The following is a 15522-nucleotide window of genomic DNA, read 5'->3' on the forward strand; positions in this document are numbered from 1 at the left end:
TCCATGCGGGGTGAAGCCACCGATTCGGTCACCGACGGTACTCGGCGTTCGTTCGGCGGGCGCTCAAAATGTTGCTGTCACTTTGGACCGGAGTAGCCCTTCCGAGCGGCTGCGTAATCGCGACAGGCCCGCAGGCAGGCTCGGGGATTATCGCGAAGCACTCCGGCTGTGGTCACCCAAAGTGACAGAAATTAGCTGCCGGAACGGCGGGAAAGAAAGTTGTTGACGGTGCGCTCCCTTTCGCCGCCCGCGCCGGTCTGTACGTGGTGACAAGACCGAACGACCCGACCGAAAGAGAGGTGTGCACGTTGGCTATCAAGCATGGTGTGTTCCTGCCCCAGGGTTTCTCGCTGGAGCTCGCGGGCATGCAGGACCCCGCCGAGGCGTACCAGGCGCTGACCCGCGTGGCGAAGGCCGCGGAGGAGAACGGCTACGAGACGGTGTGGGTGGCCGACCACCTCCACAACGCGATGAACACCCAGCACATGCTGTTCGAGTGCTGGACGACCAGCACCGCGCTGCTGACCGGGACCGAGCGGCTCCGCGTCGGCACCATGGTCACCGGCAACGGCTACCGCAATCCCGCGCTGCAGGCCAAGATGGCCTCGACGCTGGACGTGATCTCGGGTGGCCGGTTCACCTTCGGCATCGGCGCCGGCTGGTGGGAGCCCGACTACCTGGGCTACGGGTACGAGTACCCGGACGCCGCCGAGCGGCTGCGCCGGCTCGACGAGGCGCTGCAGGTCATCCTCGCGATGTGGACCCAGGAAGAGGCCAAGTTCGACGGGAAGTACTACCAGGTCAATTCCGCGATCAACCAGCCGAAGGGCATTCAGCAGCCGCACATTCCGCTGCTGATCGCCGGTGGCGGCGAGAAGGTGACGCTCAAGCTGGTGGCCAAGTACGGCGACCTGTGCAACGTCTCCGGTGACCCGGCCACGCTCGCGCACAAGTTCGAGGTGCTGAAGAACCACTGCACCGCGGTCGGGCGCGACTTCGACAGCATTCACAAGACCGCGCTGACCCTGTGCATCATCGCCGACACCGACGAGGAGGCCGCGCAACAGGTTCCGCCGTGGGCGCCCAGCGTGTTCCCCGGTGACGTCGCCGAATACGGGTTGATCGGCACCATCGACACCGTCCGCGACCGGCTCGCCGCCTACGAGGCCGCAGGCGTGGACGAGCTCGTGATCACCTTCGTCGACGCCCTGGAACTGACCACGATCGAGCGGTACGCGCAGGAATTCCTGCGGTAGTAGCGTACCGGGTATTGGTCGGGTCAGTTCGTGGGCCGCGCCCGCCGAAAGCGCGGGCGCGGCCCACCGGCATGAAGGAGTGACGACATTGCGGAAGATCATCGTTTCGACCCTGGTGACCAGCGACGGCATCGTCGAAGATCCGGGTGGAATGACCGGTTTCGAGCACGGCGGCTGGGCGAACCGGTATTTCAACGAAGAGGTCGGGAAACGCTCGCTTGAACGCCTGCAGTCCTGTGACTACTTCCTGTGCGGCGGGCACACCTACGAGATGTTCTCCAAGGCGTGGCCGAACGCCACCGGACCGTACGCCGACCGGCTGAACGCGATTCCGAAACTGGTCGCCTCGACGACCCTGGCCGAGCCGCTCACCTGGAACGCGAGCCTGCTGAAGGGCGACGCGATCGGCGCGCTGAAGAAGATCAAAGAAGAGGACGGCCAGGACATCCTGATGTACGGCAGCGTCACGCTGATGCGCTCGCTGCTGCGCGAGGGCCTGGTCGACCAGCTGGATCTCATGGTCTGCCCGGTCGTCCTCGGCACCGGGCAGCGGCTGTTCGGCGAGGGTGGTCCGGTGGTGGAGCTGGAGCTCGCCGGGACCGCCCACCTCGACACCGGCATCGCCATCCTGAGCTACCGCCCCCAGCGGCCCGCGACAAGCTGAGCACCCCGGTGGTCCCACCCGGACTGATGCCTCGGATCCCCCGCACCACAAGGGATCCGAGGCATCAGCCGGTTGCGGGCACCACGTGCACCGGAACGGCGACGACGGCACCGTCGTCCCCGTGGGACGACGGTGCCGTGCCATCCGCCGCTACGCGGCCTCGTCCAGCTCGGTCGCCGGCGGGTCGGCCGGGACGGCTGCCACGCCGCCGCGCCGGCGGAACGCGCCCGGCAGCACGACCAGGACACCGAGTGCGGCGAGACCGATCGGGATGCTGATCGCCGGGACGAACCCGTCGACGAGCGCGGCCGCTCCCCCGCCGGCGCCACCGCTGGCCGTCAGCACCGCGGTGACCACGGCCAGCCCGATCGCGCCGCCGACCTGCAGCGAGGTGTTCAGCAGGCCGCCGGCCAGCCCCTGCTCGTGGTCGGCCACGCCGGCGGTGGCCTGGATGTTGAACGAGGCGAACGCCATCAGGAAGCCGATGCCGAGCAGGACCGTGCTCGGGAACACCGCGGCCCAGTAGCCGGAGTGCTCGTCGACGCGCAGGAACAGCGCGTACGCCAGCACGTGCGCGAGCAGCCCGCCGAAGATCATCCGCTCGGTGCCGACCTTCAAGATCAGCGGTCCGATCTTCGGCGAGCCGAACGCGACGAACACGGCGGAGGGCAGGAAGCCCAGCGCGGTCTGCAGCGGCGACCAGCCCAGCACCGACTGCAGGTAGAGCATCACCACGAACTGGAAACCGAGGTAGGCGCCGAAGAACAGCGCGGTACCGAGGTTCGCCGTGGCCAGCGGCCGCGACCGCAGGATGCCCAGGCGCAGCAACGGGTTGCGGCTGCGCCGCTCGATCAGCACGAACGCGACCAGCAGCGCCACCGCGCCGACGAAGCTCAGCACCGTGCGGGGCGCGCCGAAACCGGCCTCCGGGGCCTGCACGATGGTGAACACCAGCAGCAGCGAGCCGGCCGCCCCGGTGATCGCGCCGGGCAGGTCGTAGCCGATGCCGCCGCGTTCCGTGGGGTAGCCGGGAACCACCCTGGCCGACACCAGCAGCGCGACGAGCGCGATCGGCACCGGCAGGAAGAACGTCCAGCGCCAGCCGACCTGGGTCAGCAACCCGGAGAACACCAGGCCGGCGGCGAACCCGCTGGCGGCGAACACCGCGTAGATCCCGAGCGCCCGCCACCGGGCCGGGCCCTCCTGGAACGTCGTGGTGATGATCGACAGCGCGGCGGGCATGGTGAACGCCGCGGCCACGCCCTTGATGAACCGGGTGGCGATCAGCAGCGCGCCGTCGTCGACCACGCCGCCGAGGATCGAGGCGACGATGAAGACCGTGACGGCGGCGAGGAAGACCCGGCGCCGGCCGAGCAGGTCCGCGGTGCGCCCACCGAGCAGCAGCAGGCCGCCGAACCCGAGCGCGTAGCCGCCGGCGACCCACTGCAGCGCGCTGGTGGACATGCCCAGGTCGGCCCGGATCGCCGGCAGTGCCACGCCGACCATCGAGACGTCGAGCGCGTCCAGGCCTACGATCACGGACACGGCCAGCAAAATGGCCCACAGGCGGCCGCTCCACCGCGCCGAGGTGGTGGAAAGTGATGTCGCAGAACTCATGCGCCGACAGTACAGATCCGGTTGTCCGCCGAGTTCTTCCAGAATGCCGGTTCAGGAAGTGTGCGGAAATGTGACCAGCGCACGGGGACCTGCCGCGCGCGGTGACGTACAAGATCTGTCGGCGCCGACGCAGGATTTGATGGAGTCCCTTTCGCGGAATACCGGGCAGTCGACGGCGGACGCGATGCGGTGAATCTTCGAATACCTGGGAGACCGCGCCTGCCCGGCGGAGGAAATCACCGTCCGCGCGGTCGCGTAATTCGGCAACCCGTATCGCCGCCGAGTTCGGCCGCGATCCGGGTCGCGGCGCGCCAGGCCAGAGCGACCGTGGTGAGCGTGGGATTTGACGCGGTCGCTGTCGGGATGACGCCATTGCCGCCGACGTACAGGTTGCGCACTCCCCACACCCTCAGCTCGGGGTCGCAGACCGAGCGCCCGTCGTCGGCCGCTCCCATGCGGACGGCGCCCTGGTAGTGCAGTGACGCGCCGCCGGCCGCCAAGGCGGGCTCTTCGGCGAGGGTGCCGACCAGCTCCGCGCTCCGGTGGGAAAGGCCGCGCATGGCCTCGATCGTTTCGAGGTCGCTGGCGGTGTGCGCGTAGCGGATGGACATGCGCGGCATGCCGTAGTGATCGGTCTCGGTTTCGCTGAATTCGACGGCGTCGCCGCACTGCACGTCCTTGGCGCCGTACCAGCTGACGAGGCCGAGGCGGTCGTCGATGCGCCCGCCGGCGGCGAACCCGTACGGCGAGTTCGCGACCGACATCACGCCGCCCTGGAGAGGCCGGTCGTCGGAGAAGGGGATCAGGACGTAGCCGATGTCCTCGATGCCGGACGCCTCGCCGGCCACGAAAGGATCATCGAGGCGGACGAAGGACACCATCTGCAGGTGGTCGTTGAGGTAGCGGCCCAGCGCGGGCGGGCGCACGCCCGAGGCGAACAGGACCTGCGGCGTGCGCAGACCGTCGGCGCAGACGACGACGTGCCGTGCCCGGACCACCGACACCTCGCCCGTACGCCGGTCCTCGAGCTCGGCCCCGGTCGCGACACCGTCCTCCACGACGACCCGGCGCGCCAGCGTCTCCGCGCGCAGCTCGAAGCCGGGTGCGGTCTCCTCGATGTCGCCGAGGATCGCGCCGGTGCCCGAGAAGCGAAGCTCGGCGCCGTCCCACTGGGCGGCGATCGGCATGAAGCCCACCGGCGGCAGGCCCGGCCCCTCGAACGCCTCGGCCATCCTCTTGCGCAGGGCACCGGCGACGCCCTGGTCGCTGCCGAAAACCGTGACGCCGAGCAGGGCTTCCGCGTGGTCGAGCGCGGCGTCGAGTTCTCCGGCCGCGATGAACGGCACGCGCTCGGACTGCCGTGGGCGCGGGCATCCCCCGGCCCAGTGGACGCCCATCCCACCGACACCGCTCGCCATGCTGGCGGCCGGCAGCCCCACCTCACCGTCGGGGAGCACGGGCCGGGGGTCCACGAAGAACAGGCCGGGCAGCACGACCTGCCGGAACTCCGTCGACGGGTCGGCGCCCCCGGCGATGTCGGCCAGCGCCGTCGCCCGCTCGATCCCGGTGTCCGGTCCCTGGGTGAGCAGCTCCGCGGCCCGCCGGTCGGCACGCGGCAGGTTGTGCGTGTGCTCGCCACGCCGTCCCGGCAGCCGCGGACCGACCTCGACCATCAGGATCCGGGCACCCGGCACCGCGTCGCCGATCGTCCGGGCGTAGGTCGCGCCCGCCGGGCCGCTGCCCACGATGAGGACGTCGACGTCAGGAGTTGCAGTCATCTCGGGAAGCCTTTCGCTCGCTGTGCCTACGCCGCGACGAACGCATCGCGCTCAGGGGGCCGCGGACATCGATTCGGCCACGCTCATCACGTATTCGCCGTAGCTCGACTTCGCGAGCTTCTCCCCCAGCGCGTGGCAGTGGGCGGCGTCGATGTAGCCCATGCGCAGGGCGATCTCCTCGACGCAGGCGATGCGGACACCCGTGCGGTCCTCGATCACGCGCACGAATTGACCGGCCTCCAGCAGCGAGTCGTGGGTGCCGGTGTCCAGCCAGGCGAAACCCCGGCCGAGGTCGACCATCCGCGCGCGGTGCTGCTGCAGGTACCGGCGGTTGACGTCGGTGATCTCCAGCTCACCACGCGCGGACGGCTTCAGCGAGGCGGCGATGTCGAGCACGTCGTTGTCGTAGAAGTACAGCCCGGTGACCGCCCGGTCCGATCGGGGCCGGGCCGGCTTCTCCTCCAGGGAAAGCAGGTTTCCCGCCGCGTCGACCTCGGCCACGCCGTAGCGGTGCGCGTCCTTCACCCGGTAACCGAACAGGACGCATCCGTCCAAATCGGACTTGGCCTGCTCGAGCATGCCGGAGAACCCCGGGCCGTGGAACAGGTTGTCGCCCAGGATCAGCGCGACCCGGGAATCGCCGACGAAGCGGCGGCCGATGACGAACGCCTCGGCGAGGCCGTTCGGCTGGTACTGGAGCGCGTACTCGATGTCCAGCCCGAACTGCTCCCCGGAGCCGAGCAGCCGGCGGAAGCTGGGGAGGTCCTCGGGCGTCGAAATCACCAGGATTTCGGTGATGCCCGCGAGCATCAGCACCGAGAGCGGGTAGTAGATCATCGGCTTGTCGTACACGGGAAGCAGCTGTTTCGACGTCGCCTGGGTGATCGGGTGCAGTCTCGAGCCGGCCCCGCCGGCGAGGATGATGCCTTTCACGGTCTCTCCAAACCTGGTGCACGGATCCACGGCGGGCACACTGTGCCAGCGGCTCGTGGAAGATGGCTCAAACCCCGTCCGAGCGGAGTCGAAGCATCCTTGAGCGGGTGGTGGTCCACTCGCCGGCATGGTCACCAGCTCCGAGCCGTCCCCCGCCGGGCTCCGGCACGACCTGCGGCAACGGGTCGCGGAGCTGGCGGCGGCACGAAGCAACCTGCTCACCGGCCCCTCGCCGGGTGCCACCGAACAGCAGCACCCCAAGGGAAAGCTGACCGTCCGCGAGCGGCTGGAGCTGTTGTTCGACGCCGGTTCCTTCCGCGAGATCGAGGGTTTCCGGCGCCACCGCGCCGCCGGGTTCGGGCTCGAGCACCACCGGCCGACGACCGGGACCGGGACTGCCCCGCGCTGCTGGACCCCGTCCCCGGCGATCCGAACCGGGCCTACGACATGCGCGCGGTGATCGAAGAGATCGCCGACGACGGCGACCTGTTCGAAACGCACGCGTCCTGGGCTCCCGACGTCCTCTGCGGACTCGCCCGGCTCGACGGGCACGTGGTCGCCGGTCGTGGCGAACCAGCCCGCGGCCCTGCCGGGAGCAGGCGCACGGCGGAATCATCCGGCACGGCGCCAAGCTGCTCTACGCCTACTGCAACGCGACCGTCCCGCGGATCCAGCTCATCCTGCGCAAGGCCTACGGCGGCGCCTACATCGTGATGGACTCACGGTCGATCGGCGCGGACCTGTCCTTCGCCGTCCCGCAAGCACGGGAACCCGCCGTCGTGACCCCGGAGGACGTCGTGGTCGTGCGTGGCGCCCCGGGCGACGACGAGCTGGCCGCGCTCGCCCTGCTGGCCTCGCGTCCGCGCACGACGCCGGCGGCCGGAAAGGCGCCTGCTTGGGTGCGGGAGAGCTTCACCGCCCCGGGCTCGTGGGCACGGGGCTGACCAGAGCCGTCAGCGCGCCGAGGGTCTGGTGCCGCAGCACAGCCGTCGGGGTGAGCGGGATCCCCGCACCGGCGGCCAGCTCCGCGACCCGGACCGCCAGCAACGACGTGCCGCCGAGGTCGAAGAAGTTGTCCTCCTCGGCGACTTCGTCCAGCTCCAGCAGGAACCGCCAGATCCCCGCCAGCCGTTCACCCCGCGTCCCCTCGAACACCGGCGTGGTGAGGGCCCGGCGGTCGAGCTTGCCACGGCGGTTGACGGGCAGCGCGGTGGCGGTGCGGATCACGGCGGGCACACAGTACGGGGGCAACGTGCCGGCGAGGTACCCGCGGAGCTCGGCCGCCGACGGTGGTGGCCCGTCCGGGACGAGGGTCGCGACGAGACGGACGTCGCCGGCCGGGTCGGTCTCGGCCGTGACGACGGCCTGTGCCACGCCCGGGTGCCCGGCCAGCGCGATCTCCACCTCGGCAGGCTCGACCCGGTACCCGCGGATCTTGACCTGGTCGTCGAGCCGGCCGGCGAACACGAGATCGCCCGACGGCAGCCGCCGTCCGGCGTCGCCGGTGCGGTAACCGCCGTCGGTGAAGCGCTCGGCGGTCAGGTCGGGACGGCCGAGGTAACCGCGGGCGATGCCGGTGCCACCCAGCCAGATCTCGCCGGTGGCCCCGTCCGGGACCGGTGCGCCGGCGGCGTCGAGCAGCCGGACCTCGGTGCCGTCGATCGGTTTGCCGATCGGCACCGGCGTGTCCGGCCAGCACCGTGCCCGGGCCGCGTCGATCGCGAACACGCAGCGGCCGACCACCCCCTCGGTCGGGCCGTAGTGGTTGTACAGCAGGGCATCCGGCGCGACCCGGGCCCACGACCGCAGGAGATCGGGCGGGAGGGCTTCACCGCCGATGACGTACGCGGCACTGCGCAACCGCCGTCCGTCCGCCTCGGGCAGCAGGAGGCGCAGGTGCGTCGGCGTGAGCCGGACGAAGCCGTGCGGACGCTCCATCGCGGACAGCAGCTCGTCGAACCCGGCGTCTTCCGGCAGCAGGGTGATCGACTCACCGCGGACGAGCGGGACGAACAGGCTGGTGAAGGAGAAGTCGAACGACAGCGGCGAATGCAGGATGCTCCCGGCCGCCGCGCGAGGAAGCGTGCGCGCGGCCCAGCCGACGTAGTTGGTGAGCCCGGCGTGCTCGACCTCGACGCCCTTGGGTTTCCCGGTCGAGCCCGAGGTGTACAGGACATACGCCAGGTCGCGCGGATCGGGAAAAGAAGGACACGGCCCGGTGGGGGCCGCGTGCTCGAGCGACAGCACCGGCACGCCGGCCACCGGGGGGTGGCCGGTGGCCGCCAGCACGGCAACGGCGCCGGAGTCTTCGATCTGGTGCGCGACCCGGGCCTCGGGCAGGGTGACGTCGATCGGGACGAAGGCGCCGCGGGCCCGCAGCACGGCCAGTATCCCGATCACCGCTTCGACGCCGCGGGGTGCGCAAACCGCAACGCGCTGCCCCGGGACCAGCTCGAGCGTCGTGGCGAGCGCATCGACCCGGGCCACGAGTTCGCCGTAGCTCACCCGGGTGCCCCGGCAGTCCAGCGCGAGCGCGCCGGGCGCCTCCTTCGCGCGGTCCGCGATCCGCTCGATCACCGTCGCGGACACGGGAGCTCCTCGGACACCAGGCCGGCCAGCTCGGACCAGGCCCCGTTCGGGAAGAGCTGCCGCGCGCGGACGCCGGCCAGCCGCAGCGGCCGGGTCGTCTCGCGCTGCCAGTCCATCCACCGCGCCGGCGTGGCCACCAGGTCCTCCTCGGTGGCCACGACGGTGACCGGCACCGGCAACGGCGGCTCGCTCTCGTACACGTAGGACCGGCTGAGCGCGAGGTCGGCGAGCACCGGCGGCGCGAGCACGGCGAGCAGGTCCGGATCGCCCAGGATCCGCGGATCGGTGACGCCGTTGCCGGCGAGCTCGGTGCGCAGGTCGCCGATGGGCCGGGGGTCGGTCAGCCGCCCGGGCGCTTCGCAGGAGGCGACCACGAGCCGTCCGGGCAGTTCCCCGCCGCGCCGCCGCAGCTCGCGGGCGAGCTCGAAGGCGAGCAGGCCGCCCGAGCAATGTCCGAACAGGACCGTCGGCAGATCGGGCAGGGCGTGCAGGTCGTCCGCGAGGCCCGAAACCGCCGCGGCCAGATCGGCGTGCGGAGGGTCGTCGAGCCGGCTTTCGCGACCGGGCCAGCGCACGGCCAGCAGTTCGGTGTCCGGGGGCACCAGGTTCCGCCACTCGCGGAACGGCCCGGCCCCGCCACCCGCCCACGGCAGGCAGACCAGCCGGGCCCGCGGCTGCGCCGGCCGCGTCCAGTGCGCGATGCTCGCACCGGGCATGTGCACTCCTCTCCTGTCGGTTCCGGACCGGGCCGGAGGCCGTCGGCGGCTCACTGCGCGGCCGCGCCGACACCGAGGTCGCGCAGCTGCAGCCGTCGTGCCCACGCCGTGGCGAGCCGCCGGGCCTCGCCGGCGCTCAGCACATCCGTGCGGTACCGCAGCTGGGCGTGGGCCTCGGGCTCCGGCCAGACCTCCAGCGCGACGTCGTGCCACGTTTTCGCCGCGCTCAGCCGTTCCCGGCCCGTGCACCGCACGCCGGGGAGGTCGAGCGTCGCCACCGCGTAGACGTGGAACTCGAAAGTGGCCTGCAGCAACGGAGAACACGGCACACCGGCCGGCGGCTGGTAAAAGGCGCTGATCGGCATCGGCGGGGACGCGAGGGCGGCCCGCAGCCGCTCCGCCGCGGTCTCGACCAGTTCGCCGGCCGGCGCGGCGGCGTCCGGGAACCGCACGGCCGCCGCCCACGGGAAACAGCCGATGACGTTCTCGACCTCGGGCACCGAGCGCCCGGCCACCGGCACGTTGACCAGAACGTCACGAGCGCCGGTGACGTCGTGCAGCGCGCCGGCGTACGCGGCCAGCAGTTCCGCGGCGGTGGCGCTCCGCCCGCCGGGAAGGGGCGCCGGGACGGTGACCCCCGGACCGACCTCGTCCCGGGCACCGCCGAACGGCAAGCCCGTGGCGCCGGCCAGCTGCTCCCGCCAGTAGTGCCGAGCCCGGCGGAGCTCGGCGGCCTGACGGCTTTCCTGGACGGCGATGGCGCGGTAGTACGAGGTCGGCTGCCGCTCGGCGGGCGGCTCCCCGGCGGCCAGCGCGGTGTAGGCGGTGGCGAGGTCCCGCAGCAGGATCTGCTCCGACCAGCCGTCGTAGGCGGTGTGGTGCACGGAGATCGCGAGCAGGAAGCGGCGGTCGCCGAGCTCGGTGAGCCAGGCCCGGATCGGGATCTCGTTGGCCAGGTCGAAATCGCGGAGCAGGAACCGGCGGGCGTCCGCGGCGGTGCCGGTCCCGACGGTGCACACCGGGCCCACCGAGCCGGGCGGGTCCACCACCGGCCGCGGGCCGGCGAGGATGCGCGTGCGCAGCGCGTCGTGCCAGGACGTGACGACGTCGAGGGCGCCGGCCAGCGCACCGGTGTCGAGCTCGCCCTCCAGCCAGTACAGCCGGCGCAGCAGGTGGGCGTCGTCGCGCGGGTCGTCCAGCGCGACCCGGTAGGCCATGAACTGGCTCAGGGGCAGCCCGTAGTCCCACCGGCCTTCGGCGGCCCCGGCCGATTCCCGCACGGGCAGGGCGTCGACGACCGCCGCGATCGCCGCCGGCGTCTGCGCGCGCAACACCCGCACCGGGAGGACGTCGACGTCGTGGCGCACCGAAAGCCGGTTGGCCAGCTTGATCGCGACGAGCGAGGTCGCGCCGAGGTCGAACAGGTTGTCGCCGGGGGCGACCGGCTCGCCGAGCAGCGACGACGCCACCTCGAGCACGGACGCGAGTGCCGATCGCTTCGCGTTGTCCTTCCCCACGGATCTCCCCCCGTCGACCAGCGCGATGTACGTCGTGAGCAAGGTATGCGGGCTCGGTGGAGTCCTGGTCGACCGCGGGTGGGTCGACCGTGCGACCGCGGGCGTCGTCCGGTCGAAGGACCTGGGAAGTCGATCGTTAGCACCTCGCAAGATCCGCGCGCACCCGGACAGAATCGAACTCGTCCACATCGCCGAAGCACCCGGAGGGAACCACTTCATGTCCGCTCGCACCTCGATCGGAGCGAAAGCGGTCGTGGCCGCCGGTTTCGCACTGGCCCTCGCCTGCACCGGAGCCACCACGGCCTCGGCCGCGCCCGCTGCCCCGGCGCTGACCGCGAGCCCGAGCAGCGGCCTCGCCGACGGGCAGGTCGTGGACGTGTCCGGAACCGGCTACGCCGCCGGCTCGACGATCGTCCTGCTGGAGTGCGACGCCGCCCAGCCGGCCGGCCGGGCGTGCGACAAGGCGGCACTGGTGGCGACCGTCGCCGGCGCCGACGGCGCGCTGGCCGCGAAGCTGACCGTGCACAAGGCGTTCCAGGCGGTCGATCTCAGCACCGGCGCGGCCGGGGCCACCGTGGACTGCGCGACCGCGCACTGCGTGATCGCTTCCGCCGACACCAGCAACACCGGCAGCGAGGGCGCCGGCGTGTCGATCACGTTCGGCTGACCCGCCGTGAGCCCGGTGCCGGTCACGCGCTTCCCTCCCCCAGCGAGCCGTGACCGGCACCTTCCCGGGAAGTGGTTCAGACCATGGACGAGGTCAAGGAGGTCAGGTGGGCAGCCATCTCGTTGGGCGTCGGCAGCTGCCGCATCGCGTCGCGCACGCTCGCGGTCGCCGCCGAGAAGGCCGGGTCGCCGAGCATCCGGGCGGCCTTCTCGCGCAGGACCTCGTCGGTCGCGTCCGAAGGCAGCACGAACTCGCCACAGCCGTTCTCCGCCAGGAGTTCGGCGTTGAGCGCGGTGTCGGTCATCTGGGGCACCAGCAGCTGCGGGGTGCCGGACGCCAGCGCGGTCATCACCGTGCCGAGCCCGGCGTGCGAGATCACCAGGTCGCACCGCGGCAGCAGGGCGTTGAACGGGACCCCGGACACCACCCGGACGTTGGCGGGCAGCTCGCCGATCAGGTCGGCGTCCGCGGCGGTCACCGCGGCGACGACCTCGACGTCCAGCCCGGCGACCGCGCGGACCACCTGGCCGGTCACCACCATCTTGCGGTCGAACCGGCCCGACGACGTCCCCCAGGAGACGCAGACGCGCTTGCGCGGGCCCGGCTTGTGGAGCCAGTCCGGCAGCACGCCGGGGCCGTTGTACGGCACGTACTGCATCAGGAGGCGGGAGCCCGGGGACGCGATCTGCAGTTGCGGCGGGCAGGGGTCGACGCTGACGGCAGCGAGCGACGGGACCTCGTCGAGCCCCCAGTGCGCCCGCACCTCGGCGAGCGCTTCGGCTTCGAACTCGCGGAACAGCCCGGCGTAGTCGATGCCCCAGGTGTGCCGGATCGCGGGCACGCCCAGCAGGTCGGCCACCATCGGGCCCGCGTAGGTCCAGGCCTCGTACAGCACCACGTCCGGGCGCCAGCGCCGGGCGAAGTCCAGCAGGCCGTCCATCATCGTCCAGCAGGCGGCCACGCCGAGCCGGCAGTTCAGCGTGCCGTGGCGGCGCATGTCCCGCCAGTGCGGCGGGTTCACGCCTTCGGAGTCGGCGAGCCGGCGCAGGAAGCCGCCCATCATCGCGCCGGCGTCGACGCTCTCGCCCACCGCGGCGGCGGGCAGGCCCGAGCGCAGCACGGTACCGACGAGCCCCGGCTGGGTGGCGACGACGACCTCGTGGCCCTGCGCCCGCAGGGACCAGGCCAGTGGCACCAATGGGAAGTAGAGGGTGTTCCAGTTCCATGTCGTGATCAGCACGCGCACGTGACGTTCATCCTCCGATCCCGGTCGCCGACAGCGCTCCGAGCGTCGGGGTGGCCGCTCGAACCGGCGTCCAGAACGGGTGGCGCGCGGTTGCCGTCCCGTTCGGAGCCGGGGCAGGATCGATCCCCACCCGGACGTCCGGCAGATCCAGTGAATTCCACGAAGAAGGAGTGCACCATGAGCAATCCCCGGCGCGAGGGCACCACACCCGCCAAGCGCTTTCCCGCAGGCGCCGTTCTGGGCTCCGCGATGCCGCTCGCCCTGGTCTGGGTGATCCTCTACCTGACCGGCGCGGTCGACTCGGGCGCACTGATCGGCATCGCGGTCGCGATCGTCGTGCTGGTGCTGTTCATCTGGGTGGCCGCGAGCATCCGGCTGCGGCGAGGCCGCTGACCGGACGGACGGCCGGTGGCGTCGCCGCCGGCCGGAAACCGGTCACAGGCAGGCAAACGCCGCAAGGTCGACTTCCGGCACCGGCGGCGCGTTCTTCGTCACGAACCGCTTCAGGTAGGCCCAGCCGTCGGTGCCACCCGAGCCCTTGCTGTCGGGCAGGTACTTGCGGGCGAAGCCGTAGTGGCGGCCGCGCCAGACGAGCAAGGCGCGCTCGGCCGCCGCGCACAGCTCGTCCAGCTCGGGGCGGCCCAGTCCGGCCACCACCCGGCGCAGCGGCTGCACCTCCACGTGCGGTTCGCCGCGGAGGCACGACAAGTGCGGGAAGCGCGCGAAGATCTCCTCGCGGCGCGGATCGTGGCCGTGCACCACCAGTTCCATCAGGTGGTAGTTCATCGACTGGACGGCGCTGGCGTCGCCCGTCTCGGCGCGGAACGACATGAACCGCTCCGGCGTGAGCGTCGTCAGCACCTCGAAGATGCCGTTGAGCAGGTCGGCGAACAGGCCGAGCTGACGCAGCCGGAACGCCGACCCGGCCGGCAGGGCGAGCCGCCGGACCAGGAAGAACACCAGCTCACAGGCCTGCACGGACCGCAGGAACACGTGCTCCTCGTGCTTGTCGGACTGCGGGAAGCCCGAACAGCCCAGCAGCAGGAACGCCCGCGTTTCGTCCACCGGCAGCTCCCCCACCCGGCTGCGCGGGGTCGCGGGCAGCTCCGCGACGCGCGCGGTCAGCCCGGTCAGCAGCTCGACGCGCTCGGCGAGGTACGGCAGCTCCGGCAGCGCCCGGCGCTCGAGGTCGAGCAGGTCGGCCAACGTGAGGCGCAGCGCCAGGGCCGCGGCCGCCACCGGGTCGGGCGCGTCCGCCAGGAACCACTCGTGGACGTGCAGGCTGGTGTAGCGGTAGTACTCCGGAATCGGCCGCGGGCTGAACGGCCGGGTCAGCAACCGCAACGGCAGGTTCGCTTCGGTGGGCTCGGCGGCGGCTTCCTCGTGCCACCGCCCGAACAGTTCCCGTTCGGCGGCGGTGAGCGCGAACCGGCCGGCTCTTCGCTGGGCCGCGACGATGTCCGCGCAGACCCCGGTGAAGGCGGCCATCACGCCCGGCCCAGCACGAGGTGCTTGTCGCGGGTGCCGCGCCGGACCTCGCAGCCGTGGAAGCCGGCCGCGGTCAGCAGCTCGACGTATTCCGCGGCGCTGCGGTGACGGCCTTCGGTTTCGACGTGCATGGAGAGGTTCATCGCCGCGGTGGCGAGCGGGCCGACGCCGTCGTCGTCGAACAGCCGCTCCATGATCAGCACCAGCCCACCGGGCCGGCACGCGCGGCGCGCGGCGGCCAGCAGCTCGGCGCACGTCCCGTCGGCCCAGTCGGACAGGATGTAGCCGAACGCGATCCGGTCACCCTCGGGCAGCCGGTCGCGGAAGAAGTCACCGGGCGTGAATCCGAGCCGTCCGGCGAGGCCGAAGCGCTCGCGCGTGCGGGCGACGGCGGGGCCGACCGCCGGCAGGTCGAACACCGTGGCCGTCAGCGACGGCGCGGCCCGCAGCGCGGCCACCGCGAACGGGCCGCTCGCCCCGCCGACGTCGACCAGGTGCGTCGCGGTGTCCAGTTCGGACAGTGCGGCCAGCTCCGCCGAGACGCCGTGGCTGAGGTCCCACATGGCCTGCAGGAACCGCTCGGTCGCGGCCTCGTCGTGGTAGAGCGCGTCGAACGGCCGGGTGCCGGCCGGCTTGCCCCGTTCGAGGAAGCCCGCCAGCTCGCTCATCCGCCCGGCCGTGCTCCCGGTCAGGTGGGTGACGAACCCGCCGAGATACTCCTCGGCGCCGGAGTCGACGAACGGCCGGAGGTCGGCGGGCACCACCCAGCCGTCCACTCCGGACTCGAGCAGGCCCGCTCCGCCGAGCACCACGAGGATCCGGTGGAGGGTCTCCCGGTCGAGCCCGAGCTTTTCGGCCACCACGGTGGACGGTGCGGGCGCGGGCAGCAGGGCGTCGAACACACCGTGGGCGCAGGCCAGCTGCACCGCGTGCGTGACGTACAGCCCGTAGACAGCACGTTCTAGCCGTTCGGGGAACACGGGTTCGACCTCCTGGTCGGCAGGGTCGGCGAAGTGGGCACTTCCACGTGGCGGTGCCGTGCCGGGGTGGG

The 15522-nt window shown here is 71.9% G+C and carries 16 protein-coding genes; 7 read left to right on the forward strand and 9 right to left on the reverse strand.

Annotated features, from left to right (window positions below; all coding sequences use genetic code 11):
* Positions 1 to 308: 308 nt before the first annotated feature.
* Together QRY02_RS17935 and QRY02_RS17940 are read left to right on the forward strand one after the other, a co-directional pair.
* Complete coding sequence (locus QRY02_RS17935) at positions 309 to 1256, forward strand: LLM class F420-dependent oxidoreductase (protein ID WP_285992677.1); 948 nt, start codon at positions 309 to 311, stop codon at positions 1254 to 1256.
* 79 nt (positions 1257 to 1335) lie between these two features.
* Positions 1336 to 1920, forward strand: coding sequence for a dihydrofolate reductase family protein (locus tag QRY02_RS17940; protein WP_285992678.1), 585 nt, complete (start codon positions 1336 to 1338; stop codon positions 1918 to 1920).
* 150 nt (positions 1921 to 2070) lie between these two features.
* Here the strand turns inward: QRY02_RS17940 and QRY02_RS17945 are convergent, their stop codons facing one another.
* From QRY02_RS17945 to rfbA, 3 genes are all read right to left on the reverse strand, one after another.
* Positions 2071 to 3537, reverse strand: coding sequence for an MFS transporter (locus tag QRY02_RS17945; RefSeq protein ID WP_285992679.1), 1467 nt, complete (start codon positions 3535 to 3537; stop codon positions 2071 to 2073).
* A gap of 236 nt (positions 3538 to 3773) precedes the next feature.
* Positions 3774 to 5315: a GMC oxidoreductase gene (locus QRY02_RS17950; protein WP_285992680.1), complete on the reverse strand. Its 1542-nt coding sequence runs from the start codon at positions 5313 to 5315 to the stop codon at positions 3774 to 3776.
* A gap of 51 nt (positions 5316 to 5366) precedes the next feature.
* Complete coding sequence (gene rfbA, locus QRY02_RS17955; RefSeq protein ID WP_285992681.1) at positions 5367 to 6248, reverse strand: glucose-1-phosphate thymidylyltransferase RfbA; 882 nt, start codon at positions 6246 to 6248, stop codon at positions 5367 to 5369.
* 127 nt (positions 6249 to 6375) lie between these two features.
* Between rfbA and QRY02_RS17960 the strand changes: the two genes are divergently transcribed.
* The 3 genes from QRY02_RS17960 to QRY02_RS48865 are packed head-to-tail and all read left to right on the forward strand — an operon-like array spanning position 6376 to position 7192.
* A complete protein-coding gene (locus QRY02_RS17960; RefSeq protein ID WP_285992682.1) occupies positions 6376 to 6708 on the forward strand; it encodes a carboxyl transferase domain-containing protein in 333 nt (110 codons plus the stop codon).
* Positions 6657 to 6962, forward strand: a complete 306-nt coding sequence (locus tag QRY02_RS17965) for a carboxyl transferase domain-containing protein (protein WP_502874257.1) — start codon at positions 6657 to 6659, stop codon at positions 6960 to 6962. Before QRY02_RS17960 ends, QRY02_RS17965 begins: the two co-directional genes overlap by 52 nt.
* Positions 6881 to 7192, forward strand: a complete 312-nt coding sequence (locus tag QRY02_RS48865) for a carboxyl transferase domain-containing protein (RefSeq protein ID WP_502874258.1) — start codon at positions 6881 to 6883, stop codon at positions 7190 to 7192. The genes QRY02_RS17965 and QRY02_RS48865 overlap by 82 nt, the downstream gene beginning before the upstream one ends.
* Here the strand turns inward: QRY02_RS48865 and QRY02_RS17970 are convergent.
* Genes QRY02_RS17970 through QRY02_RS17980 form a run of 3 tightly spaced genes read right to left on the reverse strand, consistent with a single transcriptional unit; the run spans position 7161 to position 11070 of the window.
* On the reverse strand, positions 7161 to 8837 hold the full coding sequence (locus QRY02_RS17970) for a non-ribosomal peptide synthetase (RefSeq protein WP_285992683.1): 1677 nt from the start codon (positions 8835 to 8837) through the stop codon (positions 7161 to 7163). The two genes, QRY02_RS48865 and QRY02_RS17970, sit on opposite strands and share 32 nt — an antisense overlap.
* Positions 8822 to 9553 (reverse strand): thioesterase II family protein, encoded by a 732-nt coding sequence (locus tag QRY02_RS17975; protein WP_285992684.1) that lies wholly within the window; start codon positions 9551 to 9553, stop codon positions 8822 to 8824. Before QRY02_RS17975 ends, QRY02_RS17970 begins: the two co-directional genes overlap by 16 nt.
* A gap of 50 nt (positions 9554 to 9603) precedes the next feature.
* Entirely contained in the window at positions 9604 to 11070 is a 1467-nt protein-coding gene (locus tag QRY02_RS17980; protein ID WP_285992685.1) for a condensation domain-containing protein, read from the reverse strand.
* Between the two features lie 217 nt (positions 11071 to 11287).
* Here QRY02_RS17980 and QRY02_RS17985 point away from each other — a divergent pair, with 217 nt between their 5' ends.
* Entirely contained in the window at positions 11288 to 11737 is a 450-nt protein-coding gene (locus tag QRY02_RS17985) for an enediyne antibiotic chromoprotein (RefSeq protein WP_285992686.1), read from the forward strand.
* Positions 11738 to 11813: 76 nt separating this feature from the next.
* Here QRY02_RS17985 and QRY02_RS17990 read toward each other — a convergent pair whose 3' ends face one another.
* Positions 11814 to 12983 carry a nucleotide disphospho-sugar-binding domain-containing protein gene (locus QRY02_RS17990; RefSeq protein WP_285992687.1) on the reverse strand — a complete coding sequence of 390 codons (1170 nt, stop codon included), beginning with the start codon at positions 12981 to 12983 and terminating at the stop codon, positions 11814 to 11816.
* Positions 12984 to 13160: 177 nt separating this feature from the next.
* Between QRY02_RS17990 and QRY02_RS17995 the strand changes: the two genes are divergently transcribed.
* Positions 13161 to 13376: a hypothetical protein gene (locus QRY02_RS17995; RefSeq protein ID WP_285992688.1), complete on the forward strand. Its 216-nt coding sequence runs from the start codon at positions 13161 to 13163 to the stop codon at positions 13374 to 13376.
* 42 nt (positions 13377 to 13418) lie between these two features.
* Here the strand turns inward: QRY02_RS17995 and QRY02_RS18000 are convergent, their stop codons facing one another.
* Positions 13419 to 14471, reverse strand: coding sequence for a tryptophan 2,3-dioxygenase (locus QRY02_RS18000; protein WP_285992689.1), 1053 nt, complete (start codon positions 14469 to 14471; stop codon positions 13419 to 13421).
* Positions 14471 to 15451 carry a methyltransferase gene (locus QRY02_RS18005; protein ID WP_285992690.1) on the reverse strand — a complete coding sequence of 327 codons (981 nt, stop codon included), beginning with the start codon at positions 15449 to 15451 and terminating at the stop codon, positions 14471 to 14473. Before QRY02_RS18005 ends, QRY02_RS18000 begins: the two co-directional genes overlap by 1 nt.
* Positions 15452 to 15522 lie beyond the last annotated feature (71 nt).

Origin of the sequence: Amycolatopsis sp. DG1A-15b (assembly GCF_030285645.1) — a bacterium.
GTDB lineage: Bacteria > Actinomycetota > Actinomycetes > Mycobacteriales > Pseudonocardiaceae > Amycolatopsis.